This is a genomic window from Caballeronia sp. LZ024 (assembly GCF_031451455.1).
GTDB lineage: Bacteria > Pseudomonadota > Gammaproteobacteria > Burkholderiales > Burkholderiaceae > Caballeronia > Caballeronia telluris.
On record NZ_JARUXL010000001.1, the window covers coordinates 645,941 to 663,845 of the forward strand.

At 63.8% G+C, this 17,905-nt stretch carries 19 protein-coding genes and 1 tRNA gene; 11 read left to right on the forward strand and 9 right to left on the reverse strand.

Features of this window, described 5'->3' with window-relative positions; genetic code table 11:
* Positions 1 to 3 precede the first annotated feature (3 nt).
* Positions 4 to 282: a hypothetical protein gene (locus tag QCE48_RS03120; protein ID WP_309794077.1), complete on the reverse strand. Its 279-nt coding sequence runs from the start codon at positions 280 to 282 to the stop codon at positions 4 to 6.
* A 68-nt stretch (positions 283 to 350) separates the two neighbouring features.
* Here QCE48_RS03120 and QCE48_RS03125 point away from each other — a divergent pair, with 68 nt between their 5' ends.
* Complete coding sequence (locus tag QCE48_RS03125; RefSeq protein ID WP_309786169.1) at positions 351 to 485, forward strand: hypothetical protein; 135 nt, start codon at positions 351 to 353, stop codon at positions 483 to 485.
* A gap of 167 nt (positions 486 to 652) precedes the next feature.
* Here QCE48_RS03125 and QCE48_RS03130 read toward each other — a convergent pair.
* From QCE48_RS03130 to QCE48_RS03140, 3 genes are all read right to left on the reverse strand, one after another.
* Positions 653 to 737 (reverse strand) — tRNA-Leu (locus QCE48_RS03130).
* Positions 738 to 847: 110 nt separating this feature from the next.
* Positions 848 to 2,008, reverse strand: coding sequence for an ABC transporter substrate-binding protein (locus QCE48_RS03135; protein ID WP_309786167.1), 1,161 nt, complete (start codon positions 2,006 to 2,008; stop codon positions 848 to 850).
* A 52-nt stretch (positions 2,009 to 2,060) separates the two neighbouring features.
* Positions 2,061 to 3,002 (reverse strand): CysB family HTH-type transcriptional regulator, encoded by a 942-nt coding sequence (locus QCE48_RS03140; protein ID WP_062635169.1) that lies wholly within the window; start codon positions 3,000 to 3,002, stop codon positions 2,061 to 2,063.
* Between the two features lie 216 nt (positions 3,003 to 3,218).
* Here QCE48_RS03140 and QCE48_RS03145 point away from each other — a divergent pair, with 216 nt between their 5' ends.
* The 6 genes from QCE48_RS03145 (at position 3,219) to cobA (ending at position 9,362) form a co-directional block, all read left to right on the forward strand.
* Positions 3,219 to 4,895, forward strand: coding sequence for a nitrite/sulfite reductase (locus QCE48_RS03145; protein WP_309786164.1), 1,677 nt, complete (start codon positions 3,219 to 3,221; stop codon positions 4,893 to 4,895).
* 28 nt (positions 4,896 to 4,923) lie between these two features.
* Positions 4,924 to 5,466: a DUF934 domain-containing protein gene (locus QCE48_RS03150; protein WP_309786163.1), complete on the forward strand. Its 543-nt coding sequence runs from the start codon at positions 4,924 to 4,926 to the stop codon at positions 5,464 to 5,466.
* On the forward strand, positions 5,466 to 6,188 hold the full coding sequence (locus tag QCE48_RS03155; RefSeq protein ID WP_309786162.1) for a phosphoadenylyl-sulfate reductase: 723 nt from the start codon (positions 5,466 to 5,468) through the stop codon (positions 6,186 to 6,188). The genes QCE48_RS03150 and QCE48_RS03155 overlap by 1 nt, the downstream gene beginning before the upstream one ends.
* Before the next feature lie 99 nt (positions 6,189 to 6,287).
* Positions 6,288 to 7,250, forward strand: a complete 963-nt coding sequence (cysD, locus tag QCE48_RS03160) for a sulfate adenylyltransferase subunit CysD (protein WP_087630815.1) — start codon at positions 6,288 to 6,290, stop codon at positions 7,248 to 7,250.
* 25 nt (positions 7,251 to 7,275) lie between these two features.
* On the forward strand, positions 7,276 to 8,589 hold the full coding sequence (locus QCE48_RS03165; RefSeq protein ID WP_404982859.1) for a sulfate adenylyltransferase subunit 1: 1,314 nt from the start codon (positions 7,276 to 7,278) through the stop codon (positions 8,587 to 8,589).
* Between the two features lie 17 nt (positions 8,590 to 8,606).
* Positions 8,607 to 9,362: a uroporphyrinogen-III C-methyltransferase gene (gene cobA, locus QCE48_RS03170; protein ID WP_116562666.1), complete on the forward strand. Its 756-nt coding sequence runs from the start codon at positions 8,607 to 8,609 to the stop codon at positions 9,360 to 9,362.
* 50 nt (positions 9,363 to 9,412) lie between these two features.
* Here the strand turns inward: cobA and QCE48_RS03175 are convergent, their stop codons facing one another.
* From QCE48_RS03175 to lptF, 3 genes are read right to left on the reverse strand one after another with little or no spacing between them, the layout of a single operon-like run.
* The gene (locus tag QCE48_RS03175) at positions 9,413 to 9,784 is read right to left on the reverse strand and encodes a CbiX/SirB N-terminal domain-containing protein (protein ID WP_309786157.1); all 372 of its coding nucleotides are present in this window, start codon (positions 9,782 to 9,784) and stop codon (positions 9,413 to 9,415) included.
* A gap of 19 nt (positions 9,785 to 9,803) precedes the next feature.
* On the reverse strand, positions 9,804 to 10,952 hold the full coding sequence (gene lptG / locus QCE48_RS03180; protein ID WP_309786155.1) for an LPS export ABC transporter permease LptG: 1,149 nt from the start codon (positions 10,950 to 10,952) through the stop codon (positions 9,804 to 9,806).
* Positions 10,953 to 10,956: 4 nt separating this feature from the next.
* Positions 10,957 to 12,054 carry an LPS export ABC transporter permease LptF gene (gene lptF, locus QCE48_RS03185; protein ID WP_309786153.1) on the reverse strand — a complete coding sequence of 366 codons (1,098 nt, stop codon included), beginning with the start codon at positions 12,052 to 12,054 and terminating at the stop codon, positions 10,957 to 10,959.
* A 192-nt stretch (positions 12,055 to 12,246) separates the two neighbouring features.
* Here lptF and QCE48_RS03190 point away from each other — a divergent pair, with 192 nt between their 5' ends.
* From QCE48_RS03190 to QCE48_RS03200, 3 genes are all read left to right on the forward strand, one after another.
* A complete protein-coding gene (locus tag QCE48_RS03190) occupies positions 12,247 to 13,767 on the forward strand; it encodes a leucyl aminopeptidase (protein ID WP_309786151.1) in 1,521 nt (506 codons plus the stop codon).
* Between the two features lie 43 nt (positions 13,768 to 13,810).
* Positions 13,811 to 14,227, forward strand: a complete 417-nt coding sequence (locus QCE48_RS03195; RefSeq protein WP_309786149.1) for a DNA polymerase III subunit chi — start codon at positions 13,811 to 13,813, stop codon at positions 14,225 to 14,227.
* A 68-nt stretch (positions 14,228 to 14,295) separates the two neighbouring features.
* A complete protein-coding gene (locus tag QCE48_RS03200) occupies positions 14,296 to 14,643 on the forward strand; it encodes a DUF2486 family protein (protein ID WP_404982855.1) in 348 nt (115 codons plus the stop codon).
* Positions 14,644 to 14,651: 8 nt separating this feature from the next.
* On the opposite strand, the gene QCE48_RS03205 is transcribed toward QCE48_RS03200, so the two are convergent.
* Both QCE48_RS03205 and ilvD read right to left on the reverse strand, forming a co-directional pair.
* On the reverse strand, positions 14,652 to 14,978 hold the full coding sequence (locus QCE48_RS03205; RefSeq protein WP_309786146.1) for a c-type cytochrome: 327 nt from the start codon (positions 14,976 to 14,978) through the stop codon (positions 14,652 to 14,654).
* 155 nt (positions 14,979 to 15,133) lie between these two features.
* Positions 15,134 to 16,807, reverse strand: coding sequence for a dihydroxy-acid dehydratase (gene ilvD, locus QCE48_RS03210; protein WP_309786144.1), 1,674 nt, complete (start codon positions 16,805 to 16,807; stop codon positions 15,134 to 15,136).
* Positions 16,808 to 16,913: 106 nt separating this feature from the next.
* Here ilvD and QCE48_RS03215 point away from each other — a divergent pair, with 106 nt between their 5' ends.
* Complete coding sequence (locus QCE48_RS03215; protein WP_309786142.1) at positions 16,914 to 17,876, forward strand: LysR family transcriptional regulator; 963 nt, start codon at positions 16,914 to 16,916, stop codon at positions 17,874 to 17,876.
* Positions 17,877 to 17,905: the final 29 nt, after the last annotated feature.

A 17,905-nucleotide genomic window follows, 5' to 3' on the forward strand; every position in this document is an offset into this window, starting at 1 on the left:
ACTTCAAGCCGAGGTCTGCATGACCTCAAGCGCAGCGCCTTTCGTTGCCGGCCGCTGATGCCAGTGAAAATTCGTATCGAGGAACGAGCGGATTCGCTGCACGAGCGCGGCATCTTTTGCCCACACATCGGCGGACGCGCGTTGGAAGTACTTCTTGCCTTCCTCAACAGCGTGCTTCTGCTCGGTAGAAAGAAAGATGCGCCCGCTTCCATAGGCGTCCTTACTGGAAAGCACCCAGCGTGGAAACGAATCCGGCTTCAGTTCAGTCCCACCCATCGCCAACCCCGTCGCTTGTGACGACGTAAACCTAGCAGATTGCCGCACGTAGTGGTTTATGGAATACGCCGACTATGCAAGCCGATCTGCTCGATGAGGAACACGGCAACCATTCCCGGCCGCGCTCCGCACTTCCTCGCGATGAGACCGAGATCAAGAAGCAGGCCGCGCTGATCGAGCTGACGAAGGCATGGCGTACGCCGCCGTGAGCGGAATAGGTATTTATGGAGGCATAATCGGCGAGCACCCCGCGAAGTCCCGAAAATGCCCCGTCGTCGATGGTAGAACTTGCGCACCGGCCGGAAACAAAAAACCCCGAGAGCCTTACGCGCTGTCGGGGTTTCCTGTGAAACTTGGGTGTTGCTTGGAAATTTGTTGGTGCCCAGGGCCGGAATCGAACCGGCACGCCTTGCGGCGGGGGATTTTGAGTCCCCTGCGTCTACCAATTTCACCACCTGGGCACTTGCATTTTCATTTGCCGGGCCGACGCACCACGAAGAGGCACGCCGATCGGCAAGTCAGCGATTATGTCGGAAAACTTCGGCCGCGGCAAGGGCGCCACGGCCCATGCTCACTGGCTCAGATAGGTAAACGAGCCGTTTTTGATGACGCCCATCACGCTCGCGCGCTGATCCAGCCCCACGTGATCGGTCGCGCTCGTATTCACGACGCCGTTCGGCACCACGAGTTCATGCGCGTGCTCCAGTTCCGAGCGCAGTGCCACACGAAACGCCTTCGTCCCCGGCTGGCCGGCCTTCAGCGCCCGCGCGACGGCGTCCTGAAGGCGCGGATACACGCCCGCCGCATCGCCCGCGAACTGTGTGACCGTGCCCGGACCGTACTTTGCCTCATAGGCGTTGACGAACGCGAGCGCCGCCTTCTTCGACGGATGGTCGGCCGGCAGCGTGCGCGCGACGACCACCGGCTGCGTCGGAAACAGCGTGCCTTCGACGTCCTTCCCGCCGAGCTTGATGAACTCCGGCGTCGCGATGCCGTGCGTCTGGTAGATCGCGCCCTTGAACCCGCGCTCGACGAGCGTGCGCTCTGGCAGCACGGTCGGCGTCCCGGCGCCCGCGATTAGCACCGCGTCGGGTTTCGCGGCCATCAGCTTGAGAATCTGGCCGGTGACGCTCGCATCCGTGCGGTTAAAGCGCTCGCTCGCGACGACTTTGATATGCCGCAAGTCCGCGAACTTCGAGAACTCGTTGAACCAGCTGTCGCCGTAGCTATCCGCGAAACCGATGAACCCGACTGTCTTCACGCCGTGGTTCGCCATGTAGCGCGTCATCACGTCGGCCATCGCGCGATCGGTCTGCGCCATCTTGAACGCCCACACCTTCTTGCCTTCCTGCGGCTCGACGACCGACGCCGAGCCGATCAGCGTGATCATCGGCGTTTCGTACTCGGCAACCGGATCGAGCGCCGCAAGCGCCGCCGGCGTGATGTTCGGGCCGACGATCACGTCGACCTTGTCCTCGGTGATCAGCTTCCTGATGTTGCGCACGGCGGCGCCGGGGTCGGAGCCGTCGTCGAGGATCAGGTATTGCGCGTCCTGCCCGGCGATGGTTTTCGGCCACATCAGCATCGCGTTCTTGCTCGTGATGCCGATCGCCGCGGCGGGCCCGGTGCTCGACAGGTCGATGCCGACCTTCAGTTGCGCCTGTGCAGCGGCGCTCAACGCCGACAATGCGCTCGCGAGCGCGATGCGGCGAAGGGACTTCGACAACTTCATTGGCTGGTCTCCGTGGCGGATGGTGGGTTGGTTGATGGATGAATCGAACCGCTTACAGCTCGTAGCTTTCGTGTTCCCCGGAAAGCGCCTGTTCGATGAGCTTGCGGTTCATCGAAGGCGAGAGCAGTTCGACGAGCGTGTAGACATAACTGCGCAGATACGCCCCCTGCTTGAGCGCGAGGCGCGTCACATTGGTGCCGAACAGATGGCCGACAGGCATCGCGCGCAGATGCTTGTCGCGTTCCGGATTGAACGCGATGTCGGCCATGATGCCGACGCCGAGCCCCAGTTCGACGTAGGTCTTGATGACATCGGCATCGATCGCTTCGAGGACGATATCCGGGGCCAGATTGCGCAGCGCGAACGCCTGATTGATCTTCGAGCGGCCTGCGAACGCGGCGTCGTAGGTGATGAGCGGATACTGGACGAGGTCGTCGAGCGTGAGCAGCTTGCGTTCGAGCAGCGGATGGTCCGGCAGCATTACGGCGAGGTGCTGCCACTGGAAGCACGGCAGCGAGACCAGTTCCTTATAGTTGGCGATCGCCTCGGTCGCGATGGCGATATCGGCCTGATCGTGGATCACCATCTCCGCGACCTGCGTCGGACTGCCCTGGAGAATCGACAGATGCACCTTCGGGAAGCGCTTCTTGAACTCCGCGATCGCGGCGGGCAGCGAGTAGCGCGCCTGCGTGTGCGTGGCCGCAATCACGAGCCGGCCCTGATCCTGCGCCGCGTAATCTTTACCGACTCGTTTGAGCGTCTCCACTTCCTGTAGTATTTTTTCCACCGACGCCAGAATGATCCTGCCCGGCTCCGTCAGCGAGCGCACGCGCTTGCCGTGGCGCGTGAAGATTTCGACGCCCAGCTCGTCTTCCAGCTCGATGATGGCCTTCGACACGCCCGGCTGTGACGTGAACAGCGCCTTCGCCGCCTCCGTGAGGTTGAAGTTCTGCCGGACGGCCTCGCGCACGAACCGGAACTGATGCAGGTTCATTTATAACCCATCCGCATATCAAAGTAATTTTTCAGTCGTTTGCTATATAAAGAAAGTTTATTACGATTTGTCCAATTTTTCCAATATCCATATCTGTATTTGTCATTAGCTAATGAGCGTTCCGTCTGAACGACGCTCGGCGCAACGACTCAATGGGTATCGATGTGCGGCGTTGTGCACGACGCTCGCGTGTGACAAAAAACTTGGGGTCCCCGAATGTACCAATACGATCAGATCGACCAGACCATCGTCGACGAACGTGTCGCCCAATACAGCGACCAGGTCCGCCGCCGGCTGTCGGGCGAGTTGAGCGAAGAGGAATTTCGTCCGCTGCGCCTGCAAAACGGTCTCTACATGCAGCGTCACGCGTACATGCATCGCATCGCGATTCCTTACGGCAACCTGCGCTCCGACCAGATGCGCGTGCTGGCGACGATCGCGCGCGAGCACGACCGCGGCTACGGCCACTTTTCGACGCGCACCAACATCCAGTTCAACTGGGTCGAGCTCGAAGAAACGCCGGAAATCCTGCGCAAGCTGGCTTCCGTGCAGATGCATGCCATTCAGACCTCGGGCAACTGCATCCGCAACATTACCGCCGACCAGTTCGCGGGCGTCGCGCCGGACGAAATCGTCGATCCGCGTCCGTGGGCTGAAATCCTGCGCCAGTGGTCCACGTTCCACCCCGAATTCGCGTGGCTGCCGCGCAAGTTCAAGATCGCGGTGAACGGCTCGGTCGAGGATCGCGCGGCCGTGCAGGTTCACGACCTCGGCGTGTATCTGAAGAAGAACGCGGCGGGCGAAGTCGTCGCGAGCATTCTCGCGGGCGGCGGGCTGGGACGCACGCCGATCGTCGGCGCGGTGATCAAGGAAGACTTGCCGTGGCAGCATCTGCTGACGTACTGCGAAGCCGTGCTGCGCGTGTACAACCGGTACGGGCGTCGCGACAACATGTACAAGGCGCGCATCAAGATTCTCGTGAAGGCGCTGTCGCCGGAGAAATTCGCGAAGCAGGTCGAGGAAGAGTGGCAGCACCTGAAGGACGGCCCGTCGACGATCACGCAGGAAGAGCTCGACCGCGTGTCGACGTTCTTCGCGCCGCCCGTCTACGAGAAGCTGCCGGACACCGACGCCTCGTATGAAAAGCATCTGATCGACAGCAAGCCGTTCGCGCGCTGGGTCGAGCGCAACGTGCGTCCGCACAAGGTGGCGGGTTACGCATCGGTCACGCTCTCGCTCAAGCCGACGGGCATCGCGCCCGGCGACGCCACGGACAAGCAGATGGACGACGTCGCCGACCTGGCCGACGAATTTTCCCTCGGCGAGATCCGCGTGTCGCACGAGCAGAACCTGATTCTCGCGAACGTGAAGAAGCGCGATCTGTACGCCGTGTGGGAACGCGCGAAGGCGACGGGTTTCGCAACCGCGAACATCGGCTTGCTGACGGACATCATCGCGTGCCCGGGCGGCGACTTCTGCTCGCTCGCGAACGCGAAGTCGATCCCGATCGCGTTGGCGATCCAGGAGCGCTTCAACAATCTCGACTACGTGTACGACCTCGGCGACCTGACGCTCAACATCTCGGGCTGCATCAACGCGTGCGGACATCACCACATCGGCAACATCGGCGTGCTGGGTGTCGATAAGGACGGCTCGGAGTGGTATCAGGTGACGCTCGGCGGCGAGCAAAGCTCGGGCGCGACCGGCGCGCATCTCGGCAAGGTAATCGGCCCGTCGTTTTCGGCGGAAGAGATGCCCGATGTGGTGTCGCAGGTGATCGACACGTTCGTCGACAACCGCATGGAAGGCGAGCGCTTCATCGAGACGTTCAACCGCATCGGCATCGCGCCGTTCAAGGATCGCGTGTACGCGTCGCGCCAGGCGCACGCGTAATACACGGCCCTCATCGAGGAAATTGCAGATGGCTTTGATTATCAAGAACCGCGCCGTGGTGAACGACGACTGGACCGTGGTGCGTGCAGCCGAGGATGGCGCACTGCCCGCAATCGATGCGCTTGCCGCCGGCCGCGTGCTCGTGCCGTTTTCGCTCTGGAAAGCGCACAAGGACGCGCTCGTTGCATCGCGCTCGAAGGACGAACTCGGCGTGTGGCTCGCGCCCGATGACGAACCCGCCGATCTCGTCGCCGATTTCGACAGGATCGCGCTCGTCGCCGTCGACTTCCCGGTGTTCCGCGATGGCCGCGGCTTTTCCATCGGCCGCCTGCTGCGCGAGCGCTATCGGTGGACGGGCGAACTGCGCGCGATCGGCGACGTGCTGCGCGACCAGTTGCTGTTCCACTCGCGCTGCGGCTTTAACGCCTTCGCCGTGCGCGAAGACAAGGACATCAACGACGCGCTGAACGCGTTCAACGAATTCAGCGAGCAGTATCAGGGCGCAACCGACAATCTCGAGCCGCTCTTTCGTCGACGTGCCGCCGTGCTGGCCGCCTCCGGAGCCGCGTGATGACACCCGAACTGCAAGCCAAGGTTGAACGGCTCGACGCGCTGCTCGATTCGATCGCGCACCGCCACGAGAACGTCAAGCTAGCCAGCAGCCTCGCCGCCGAAGACATGCTGCTCACGCATGCCATTCTTTCGCGCGGCGTGAAAATCGGCATCTTCTCGCTGAACACGGGGCGTCTGCATCAGGAAACGCTCGGCATGCTCGATCGCGTGCAGGAACGCTACGGCTACGACATCGAGCAGTTTCATCCGCAGCCGGAAGCGGTCGAGGCTTATGTGCGCGATCACGGTCTGAACGCGTTCTACGAGAGCGTCGATCTGCGCAAGTCGTGCTGCGGCATTCGCAAGGTCGAGCCGCTCAATCGCGCTTTGCAGGACGTGAGCGCGTGGGTGACGGGGCAGCGTCGCGAACAGTCGGTGACGCGAGTCGAGTTGCACGAGGAAGAGCACGACGCGCCGCGCAACATCGCGAAGTTCAATCCGCTCGCGGACTGGACCGAAGCCGAAGTGTGGGACTACCTGAAAGCCTTCGACGTGCCCGTGAACCCGCTGCATGCGCGCGGCTATCCGAGCATCGGCTGCGAGCCGTGTACGCGCGCGATCCGTCCGGGCGAGGACAGCCGCGCCGGGCGCTGGTGGTGGGAATCGCGCGACACGAAGGAATGCGGCCTGCACATCACGAACATCAGGGTCGTCGAAGAAGCGCCAAGCTCCGCGATCTAAGGCGCGTGTTCCAGACGCGCCTCGCATCACACCTCTGTCATTGAAACGCAGCGCTTTCGTCACAAGCTGAAGGCGATGCAAAGAAAAGGATCGACGAACATGAGCACCACGCTCGACTCAACCGTCACCGCCCCGATCGCCAACACGGCGACCCGGATGGACCACCTCGACTGGCTCGAAGCCGAGTCGATTCACATCCTGCGCGAACTCGTCGCCGAGTGCAGCAAGCCGGCGCTCCTGTTCTCGGGCGGCAAGGATTCGGTCGTCGTGCTGCATCTTGCGTTGAAGGCGTTCGGCCTCGGCGGCGGCCGCAAGACTCAGCTGCCGTTCCCGCTCGTGCATATCGACACGGGCCATAACTTCGACGAAGTGATCGACTTCCGCGATCGCCGTGCCGCTGAAATCGGCGCGGAACTGGTGGTCGGCCATGTCGAGGATTCGATCAAGAAGGGCACCGTGCGTCTGCGTCGCGAAACCGATTCGCGCAACGCCGCGCAAGCGGTCACGCTGCTGGAAACCATCGAGCAATACGGCTATACGGCGATGATCGGCGGCGCGCGCCGCGACGAAGAGAAGGCGCGCGCGAAAGAGCGCATCTTCTCGTTCCGCGACGAGTTCGGCCAGTGGGACCCGAAGGCGCAACGCCCGGAACTGTGGAGCATCTACAACGCGCGCCTGCATGCGGGCGAACATCTGCGCGTGTTCCCGATCTCGAACTGGACCGAACTCGACGTGTGGCAGTACATCGCGCGCGAGAAGCTCGAACTGCCGTCGATCTATTACGCGCACGATCGCGAGATCATCCGCCGCAACGGCCTGCTCGTGCCGCTCACGCCGCTCACGCCGTTGCGCGAAGGCGAAACCGCCGAAGTCGCGCAGGTGCGCTTTCGTACTGTCGGCGACATCAGTTGCACGTGCCCGGTCGCGAGCGATGCGGATGACGTCGAGAAGATCATCGCGGAAACGGCCGTGACGGAAATCACGGAGCGCGGCGCGACGCGGATGGACGACCAGGCGTCCGAAGCCGCGATGGAACAGCGCAAGAAGCAAGGTTATTTCTGAGCATCACGCCAAAGGAAAACGGATCATGAGCATTTATCAAGCTGAAGACCTCGGCGTGTTGCGATTCATCACGGCAGGCAGCGTCGACGACGGTAAGAGCACGCTGATCGGCCGCCTGCTTTATGACAGCAAGGCGGTGTTGTCCGACCAACTCTCCGCGATCTCGCGTGCGAAGAACAAGCGCACCGTCGGCGACGAAATCGACCTGTCGCTCCTGACCGACGGCCTCGAAGCCGAGCGCGAGCAGGGCATCACGATCGACGTCGCCTACCGCTACTTCGCGACCGCGAAGCGCAAGTTCATCATCGCCGATACGCCGGGCCACGAGCAGTACACGCGCAACATGGTGACGGGCGCATCGACGGCGCATGCCGCGATCATTCTCGTCGATGCGACGCGCGTCACGTTCGTCGAAGGCGCTGCGCAACTGTTGCCGCAGACCAAGCGCCACAGCGCGATCGTGAAGCTGCTTGGGCTTCAACACGTGGTCGTCGCGATCAACAAGATGGATCTCGTCGAATACAGCGAGACGCGTTTCAATGAAATCCGCGATGCGTATGTCGAGCTCGCGCGCCAGCTTGGCATTTCGAATGTGCGCTTCGTGCCGGTGTCGGCGCTGAAGGGCGACAACATCGTGACCGCCAGCGAGCGCATGCCGTGGTACGCGGGCGAGCCGCTGCTCGATCTGCTCGAAGCGCTGCCGGTCACGCAGCCGACCGATCAGGCGCTGCGCTTCCCGGTGCAATGGGTGGCGCGCCAGGACGGCAGCCAGGCCGACGACTTCCGCGGCTACATGGGCCGCGTCGAAGCGGGCGAAGTGCGCGTGGGCGATACGATCACCGTGCTGCCCGCGAGCCGCGAGGCGACCGTCGCCGAGATCATCGCGCCGGTGCCGGGCGGCGTCGCGCAAGTGGACCGCGCATTTGCCGGCCAGACGGTGACGATCCGTTTGACGGAAGACGTCGACGTGTCGCGCGGCGATACGTTCGTGCCGAGCGCATCGAAGGTCGAGCCGGCGAAGAAGATCGAAGCGGACCTCTGCTGGTTCGACGAAGAGCCGCTCTCGCCGCAACGCAAGTACCTGCTGAAGCAGACGACGAACACGGTCTTCGCGCGCATCGGCGCCATCAAGGAGGTGCTCGACGTGCATACGCTCTCGCACGCGGTGGATCGCCGCGATCTCGCGATGAACGACATCGGCCGCGTCGCGCTGACGCTGCAGAAACCGCTCGTCGCCGACGCTTACGACACGCATCAGGGCACCGGCGCGTTCGTGCTGATCGACGAAGCGACGCATCATACGGTCGCGGCCGGCATGATCCGTTCGTTCTCGGCTTGACGGACGAAGGGTGAGCGATGGGCAAGGTCTATCTGATCGGAGCAGGGCCGGGCGCGGCGGACCTCATCACGGTTCGCGGCGCGCGCATCCTGAGCGGGGCGAACGTCGTGCTGCACGACGCGCTCATCGAACCCGCGATGCTCGACTACGCGCCGAACGCACGCCGGATCGCGGTCGGCAAGCGTTGCGGCCAGCGCTCGACGGCCCAGCAGTTCATCAACAAGCAGATCGTCGATGCGGCGCGCGAGCATGACGTCGTCGTGCGCCTGAAGGGCGGCGATCCGATGCTCTTCGGCCGCGCGGATGAAGAGATGCGGGCGCTTGAAGCGGCGGGTATCGAATACGAAGTGGTGCCGGGCATCACGGCGGCGCTCGCGAGCGCGGCGACGCTCAAGCGTTCGCTCACGCTGCGCGGCGTGTCGCGCAGCGTCGCGCTCGCCACGCACAGCCGCGCGCCGGACAGCGACGAGATTCGCCAGCAGGCAAGCGCCGATTCGCTCGTGTTCTACATGGGCCGCGACAGCGCGCCGGATATCGCGCAGCAACTGATCGACGCGGGCCGCGCGGGATCGACGCCGGTGGCGATCGTCGAGGCATGCAGCACGCCGCGCGAACGCACGCTGACGCTCACGCTCGAACGCATGGCGCGCGGCGAAGCGCAGGACTGGCTCGATGCGTCGCAACCGAGTCTTTTGATGATCGGCGAGGCGTTTGCCGAGCGCGCATCGGCCAAGGCGAAGATCAAGCTGAAGGCGTTGCAGTTCGCAGCTTGAAACGCGCGAGCTTCAATGAGAAACGCACCGTCTCGACGGTGCGTTTTTTTTCAGGCATTCAACTGCCGCATACAGTACGCCGCGATCGCATCGAGCACGGCGTCGTCTTCGCCGACTGCCGTCGCGCAATGAATCGTGAGGTCCGGGTGCGCCGCGCGGCATGCGTCGATGATTTGCGGCAGATCGCGTCGAACGTGGCCGCCTTGTCCGAAGAACACCGGCACCACGGTCACCGCGTCGCAACCGTTCGCGGCTTGTTCTGCGACGGCGCCCGGCAGGTCGGGTGTCATCAGTTCGAGGAAGGCGAGGGAGATTGGTTCGCTGCGCGCCGCGCGCAGCCGGGCGGCGAGGCGCTCGAACGGTTCCGCCCAGCGCGCATCGCGCGCGCCGTGGCCGAACAGGATGATGCCGTGCTTACTCATGCTTCCTCCGGCGCGTGGATTAGTGCCGGTCGACCCACTTGAGGCCGACCAGCCCGATCACGAGATAGGCAAGCGCCGGCACGGCCGCGGTGACCGGCGCGGGCCACGTGTTCAAATTGCCGATGTGCGAAAAGAGCGTGTTGAACAACTGGAAGCTCATGCCGATCATGATGCCGCCGAACACCTTCACGCCCACGACGCCCGCGCGCGTGTGCAGGTACGCGAACGGCAGCGAGAGCACCAGCATCACGAATACCGCGAACGGATACAGGATCTTGCGCCAGAACGCGATCTGATAGCGCTGCGTGTCCTGATGATTCTCCGTCAAGTGCTGGATGTAGCGGAACAGGTTGAACATCGACATGCGGTCCGGCGACACCAGCAGCACCGACAGGATCTGCGGCGTGAGTTCGGAGCGCAGCGAGTATTCGGGCAGCGTCGTCTGCTTCGCTTGATACACAGGGTTTAGCGCATCGCCCGGATTCACCGCCTGCGGCGCCGCGTCGATCAGTTGCGTGTCGGTCACGCCCGTCAGCTTCCAGTGCCCCGGCGGCTGATACACGCCCGTCTTCGCGATGCGCACGTTCTGCAAGCGGAACTTCGAGTCGAACTCGTAGATGCGCACGTTGGCGATCGTCGTGTCCGGATTCAGTTGCCCGACGTTCACGAAGCGCGTGACCTGCTCGCCGTTGTCGCGGGCGGTGAGCGTGTCCTTCACCCAGACGCCCGACTGGAAGTTCGTCGACACGGACGAACCGAGCGCCTCCAGTCGCACGCGCTCGCTCAATTGATCCGCGTAAGGCCCGACTACTTCGCCGATGATGTACGTCACGAACACGAGCGGAACGCCGATCTTCAGGAGCGATCGCAGCGCCTGTCCCGTCGAGAGGCCGGACACGCGGAAGATCGTGAACTCGGAGGCCGCGGCCATCTGCGCGAACACGTAGATCGCGCTGATGAGCGCCGCGACCGGAATGATCTCGTAGAAGCGCGACGGCGTCTGCAGGCCGACGCGCAGCACGGCGAGCCCGAACTTGTAGTTGCCGTGCCCGACCGTGTTGAGTTCGTTGATCAGGTCGAAGAAAAAGAACAGGCCCGAGAACGCGAACAGGATGAAGATGAACGCGAAGTAGATCTGGCGCGCGAAATACCGTTCGTAGATGCGCATGGCGTCAGGCCTCCTTCGAACGGCGCAAGAACGCCAGCCTGAAGAGCGGCCGGTTGCGAATGCGCAGCCAGAAGATGAAGCCGACGAGCAGCGCCACGAGAACATGCAGGCCGACAATACCGACGCCAAACGACATCTTGCCCTGCTCGATCCACGACTGCACCACGTTCAGCAGGTTCGAGTACGTCAGGTAGATGAGCACCGCCATCACGAGATTGATCGTGCGGCTTCGGCGCGGGTTTTGGTACGAGAGCGGAATGGCGAGCAGCATCAGATTGATCGCGATGAGCGGCAGGCCCGCGCGCCATGCGAATTCGGCGAGATTGTTGTTGGTCGGATTGGCGAGCAGGTCGGGCGTGGAGATGCCGGTGGTGGTCGGCGTGTTGACGACCTGGCGGCTCTGTATCTTCACACCATAACGCTCGAACTCCATGATGCGAAAGTTCGGCTGCCCGGGTTCGCCGTCGTAGCGGCGGCCGTTTTCGAGCACGATGAAGCGGTCGCCGTCCTCGTGCGTCTCGGTGTGGCCCGTCTTCGAGACGATCACGTTGACCTTGCCGCCCTCGGTGCTCGTGACGAACACGTTCTCGACATGCCCCTGGTCCGGCGACATCTTCTCGATGAAGAACACGCGATGGCTTCCGGGCGACTCGCGGAACTGGCCGGGCGCGAGCAGCGACACTTCATCGCGCTGCTGAAAGCGCTGCTTGATGAGTTTGCTCTGCTGGTTCGACCACGGCCAGCCGACGAACGCGAAGAACACGATCAGGATGATGATCGGCGTGGAGAAGACGGCGACCGGCTTGATGAGCTGTGTCTGGCTCACGCCCGAGGCGAGCCACACGACCATTTCCGAATCGCGATACCAGCGCGTGAGCACGAAGAGGATCGAGACGAACAGCGTGACGATCAGCATGACCGCGAGATAGCCGATCACGGTGAGACCGATCAGCACGACGACATCGCGCGGATCGATTTCTCCCGACGCGGCGAAGCCGACGATGCGGATCATCATCGTCGTCAGCATGATCGTGAGCAGCACCATGAATACGGCACCGGCCGTATACGCGAGTTCGCGCTGGAGGGAGCGTTCGAAGATCATTGATTGGTAACAGATAACCGCATAGATAACCGCGCGATGGCCGGCGGCGATGCTTTTGCAAGCGCATGCTTTGACAGACGCCCGGGCAATGTGAACGTTCCCGGAGACTCCCGCCTGTGACCGCTGCGGAAAAAATAGCGGATAATTGCGGCTTTCATCCTTCAGCCCAGATTTTATCCGAGGATAAGCGCGATGGACTTTAGCATAAAAGCCTGTGATTGGAGCAAAGGCGCGGCAAATGGTTTCCTCAACGGGAAGGCCGACGTCATGGTGGTCGGCGTGTTCGAAGCGCAGACGCTGACGGGCGCCGCACTCGAGCTCGACCTGGCGACCAAGGGGCTCATCACGCGTGTCGTGAAGGCCGGCGACATGAATGGCAAGGCGGGCACGACGCTCTTTTTGCACGAGATCACGGGCATCGGCGCATCGCGCATCCTGCTCGTCGGACTCGGCAAGCAGGATGCCTTCAGTCAGAAGGCTTATGCCGAAGCCGCACGCGCGGCATGGCGCGCGATTCTCGGCACGAAGATCGCGCAGGTCACATTTACGCTCGCGCAACTGCCCGTGCTGGAGCGCACCGGCGACTGGGCCGTGCGCGCCGCGATCCTCGCGCTGCGCGAGCTGACCTACAAGTTCACGCAGATGAAGAGCAAGCCGGAGAACGGTGCGCGCGCGCTCAAGAAGATCGTGTTCAGCATCGACCCGGCCGAAGAAAAGGCGGCGAAGCTCGCCGCGAAGCATGGCGCTGCGCTCGCGAACGGCATGGACCTCACGCGCGATCTCGGCAATCTGCCGCCCAATGTCTGCACACCGACCTATCTCGGCCAGACCGCGAAGAAGCTCGGCCGCGACTGGAAGCTGAAGGTCGAAGTGCTCGGCCAGAAGCAGATCGAGGCGCTCGGCATGGGCTCGTTCCTCGCGGTCGCGAAGGGCTCGGTCGAGCCGCCGGCGTTCATCGTCATGCAATATCAGGGCGCAGGCGCGGGCAAGAACGCGGGCGCGCCCGTCGTGCTGGTCGGCAAGGGCATCACGTTCGACTCGGGCGGCATCTCGATCAAGCCCGGCGAAGCCATGGACGAGATGAAGTACGACATGTGCGGCGCGGCCTCGGTGTTCGGCACGCTGCGCGCGGTCGCGGAGATGGGGCTCAAGCTGAACGTCGTCGGCATCGTGCCGACCTGCGAGAACATGCCCGCCGGCAACGCGCTCAAGCCGGGCGACATCATCACCGCGATGAACGGCACGACCATCGAAGTGCTCAACACCGACGCCGAAGGCCGCCTCATCCTGTGCGACGCGTTGACCTACGCGGAGCGCTTCAAGCCGGCGGCGGTCGTCGATATCGCGACGCTCACGGGCGCGTGCATCATCGCGCTCGGCCATCACAACTCGGGCCTGTTCTCGAAGGACGACGCGCTCGCGGGCGAACTGCTCGACGCGTCGCGCGAAGCGGTCGACCCGGCGTGGCGCCTGCCGCTCGATGACGAATATCAGGACCAGCTGAAGTCGAATTTCGCCGATCTCGCGAATATCGGCGGCCGTCCAGCGGGCAGCGTGACGGCGGCGTGCTTCCTGTCGCGCTTCGCGCAGAACTATCCGTGGGCGCACCTCGACATCGCGGGCACCGCATGGAAGAGCGGCGCCGCGAAGGGCGCGACGGGCCGTCCGGTGCCGCTCCTTGCACAGTTTCTGATCGACCGCGCGGGCCAATGACGGCCGGCTTTTCACGCGCAGTGTGGTTGAGCGGGGCGCACGCATGACGCGCATCGACTTTCATACGAACGTCGGCGATTCGGTAGCTTACGCGTGCCGTCTCGTGCGCAAGGCGTATCTGAGCGGCGAGCCGATCATCGTGCTCGCCGATCCCGCGCGGCTCGCCGCCTTCGACGAGCAACTCTGGACCTTCTCGCCGCTCGACTTCGTGCCGCATTGCATGGCCGGCAGCCCGCTCGCGGAGGAAACGCCGGTCGTGCTCGCGGCCAACCTCGATGACGCGCCGCACCATCGCATCCTCATCAATCTGGGGCAGAGCGTGCCGGCGCAGTTCGCGCGGTTCGAGCGGCTGATCGAAGTCATCGGCGACGACGAAGACGAACTCGCGGCCGGCCGCCAGCGCTTTCGCTTCTACCGCGATCGCGGCTACGCGCTCAACATGCACAAGCAAGGCGGTTGACCGAACATAAGTCGCGGGACGGGTCGCGATAAGATCGGCCGCACACCTTTAGAGAGAGGGAGCAGAACGTGTCCAAAACGCCAGAAGAGTTCGATACCTCGATTCCCGTTCTCACCGAAGTCGTGATGCCGGGCAAGGCGCAATACGCGCGCACGCCGGGACCCGGCACGCCCGCGCACGCCACGGATTACGACGCGGAATTCATCGCCGAGCGCCTGCACGGGCGCTTCACAAACTTCCTGACGGGCGATGGCCGCGAGTTGATCGAGTCGCGTTGCCGTGACGCGCTGCGCGAGCATTCGACCTGGCTCGTGCATCAGATCACGCGCGAGGTCGCGCTCGCGCTGGAAGCGGAGATGACGGACTGGGTGCGCGAGGCGGTGGACGAAGAACTGCAGCGGCGCCGGGGCGCCTGAGCGGCGCGCTATCGGAGCGACAGAATCCAGTCGGCGAGGGCGCTTGCCTGAGCGGCGGTCACTTGCGTATTCGCGGGCATCGGCACCGGGCCCCAGACGCCCGCGCCGCCTTCCACGATCTTGCGTGCGAGCGCCGCGTGCGCGCCTTCCACGCCGGCGTACTTCTCTGCGACCTTGTCGAACGCGGGGCCCATCGACATGCGCGTCACCGAGTGGCAGCTCATGCAGTTGCGGCTTTGCGCGAGCGACAGCATCGAATTTTCGCCTTGCGCTCGCGCCGCGCCGAACGCGCAGAGCATCGCGAGCGCTGCGGCGTATCGTCCGATCGAAATCATGGTGGTCTCCGTCGATGCTTCGCCCGACCTCTTTTCGCGGCATTATAAAAGACGCGGCCCAATACGCCGCCCAATACGCGGCCCAATGAGAAGGGGCGCACGATTCGCATCGTGCGCCCCTTCGTTCGTCGGCGTTCAGATCTCAGCGACGGACGTCAGCCCGTCACGGCGCCCTTGTTCGCGGGCAGCGCGAGCGCTGCGTACTTCGAAAGCACGCCGCGCGTGTAACGCGGCGCCGGCTGCTTCCACGCGGCGCGACGGCGCTCGATTTCCGCGGCATCGACGTTCAGTTCCAGTAAGAGCTTGTGGGCGTCGATGGTGACCGAATCGCCTTCCTGCACTAGTCCGATCGTACCGCCTGCAAAGGCTTCCGGCGCGACGTGGCCGACTACCATGCCCCACGTGCCACCGGAAAAGCGCCCGTCGGTGATGAGGCCGACCGATTCGCCCAGTCCCTTGCCGATGATCGCCGATGTCGGCGCGAGCATCTCCGGCATGCCGGGGCCGCCTTTCGGCCCGAGATAGCGCATCACGACGATGTCGCCGGCCTTGATCTTGTCGCCGAGAATGGCTTCCATCGCGCTTTGCTCGTCTTCGAAGACGCGCGCCGGGCCCGTGATCACCGGATTCTTCAGCCCGGTGATCTTGGCGACGGCGCCGTCCGGCGCGAGATTGCCCTTCAGGATCGCAAGGTGGCCTTCGTCGTAGAGCGCCTGGTCGATCGGATAGATCACCTTCTGGTCGGCGCGCGGCTTGCCCGGCACGTCCTTTAGTTCTTCCGCGATCGTGCGGCCCGTGATCGTGATGCAGTCGCCGTGCAGGAGACCTGCATCAAGGAGGATGCGCAGCACTTGCGGAATGCCGCCTGCCTTGTGCAGGTCGGTGGCGACGAACTGGCCCGACGGTTTCAGGTCGCAGATCACCGGCACTTTCTTCCTCATGCGCTCGAAGTCGTCGATGGTCCACTCCACCTCGGCCGCGTGCGCGATCGCCAGATAGTGCAGCACGGCGTTGGTCGAGCCGCCCGTCGCCATGATGAGCGCGACCGCGTTCTCGATCGACTTCTTCGTGATGATGTCGCGCGGCTTCAGGTCCTTCTTGACCGCTTCGACCAGCACGCGCGCCGATTCGGCGGCGGAGTCGACCTTTTCCTGATCCGGGTTCGCCATCGTCGACGAATACATCAGCGACATGCCGAGCGCCTCGAACGACGAGCTCATCGTGTTGGCGGTGTACATGCCGCCGCACGAACCGGTGGACGGGCACGCGTTTTTCTCGACGCCCTTGAAGTCTTCTTCCGACATGCGCCCGGCCGTGAATTCGCCGACCGCCTCGAACGACGACACGATGGTCAGGTCCTTACCCTTCCAGTTGCCCGGACGGATCGTGCCGCCATACACGTAGATGCCCGGCACGTTCATGCGCGCGAGGCCGATCATGCCGCCCGGCATGTTCTTGTCGCAGCCGCCGATCACGACGACGCCGTCCATCCACTGGCCCTGCACGCAGGTCTCGATACAGTCGGCGATCACTTCGCGCGACACGAGCGAATACTTCATGCCTTCGGTGCCCATCGACATGCCGTCGGAGATGGTGGGCGTGCCGAAGATCTGCGGGTTCGCGTCCGATTTCCGGATCGATTCGACGGCGGCGTCGGCGAGACGCTGCAGGCCGGCGTTGCACGGCGTGATGGTCGAGTGGCCGTTGGCGATGCCGATCATCGGCTTGTCGAAGTCGTCTTCCTTGTAGCCAAGGGCGTAGTACATCGAGCGATTGGGCGAGCGCGCCACGCCCTGGGTGATGTTTTTCGAGCGGCGATTGAAGGCCATTTGGGGGCTCCTTGAGGATTTTTTCGTCTAGTGCCGGAAGAATGCAGCGTCGGCAAGTGTCTGTCCAATATATTATTCAGGGCTTATTAGGTCGCACGAGATATTAATGGACCCGCGCAATCCCCCCGTCGAATTGCGGCTGCTGCGCTACTTCGTGACCGTCGCGGAAGAAATGCATTTCGGCCGCGCGGCGGCGCGCCTCGCGATGACGCAGCCGCCGCTGTCGCAGGCGATCCGCGCGCTTGAGGAGGCGCTCGGCGTCGCGCTCTTCGCGCGCACGAAGCGATCCGTCGAGCTTACGCCGGTCGGCCACGACCTGCTGCCGGAAGTCCGGCGCCTGCTTTCGGCGGCCGAGGCGCTCAGGCCGCTCGCGCAATCGCTCGCGCGCGGCGAAGCGGGCGTGCTGTCGCTCGCGTTCGTCTCGACGGCGGACTACGGCCTGCTGCCGTCGCTCTTGCGCGATTTCGGCGCGCGTTTTTCGCGCGTTCGGCTGCAGCTCACCGAGGCCACCAGCGACGTGCAGATCGAGGAACTGATCGCGGGCCGCATCGATGCGGGCCTCGTGATTCCGCCGCTGCCGCCGCGTCACGTGGCGGCGCTCTCGTACTTGCCGATCGCGCGCGAGCCGCTCGTCGTCGCGCTGCCGGCGGAACTCGCCGAGCAACTCGGGCAGGGCGCGCACGAATGGGCGGACACGCCCGTGAGCCTGCAGGAACTGGCGTCCACGCCGCTCGTCGTCTTTCCGAGACGGCTCGCGCCCGGTTTCTATGACATCATTATGGGTTGCTACGGCACGTGTGGACTCACGCCGCGCATCGGACAGGAGGCGATCCAGATGCAGACCATCGTGAGCCTCGTGTCCGCCGGCATGGGCGTCGCGCTCGTGCCGCAGTCGCTGCGTAATCTGCGGCGCACGGGCGTGGTGTATCGTCCGCTTGCTGAATCCGGCGCGGGCAACGGCGCGCTCGTCGAGACCGGTCTCGTGTGGCGCGCGGCGGAGGTCAGTCCTGTGCTCGCCGGTTTCATCGACATCGTGCGCGCCCACGGCGCGGCGGTGCCTGCTTCATAGTTCGCGCTCATGGCTCACGCTTTATCGCT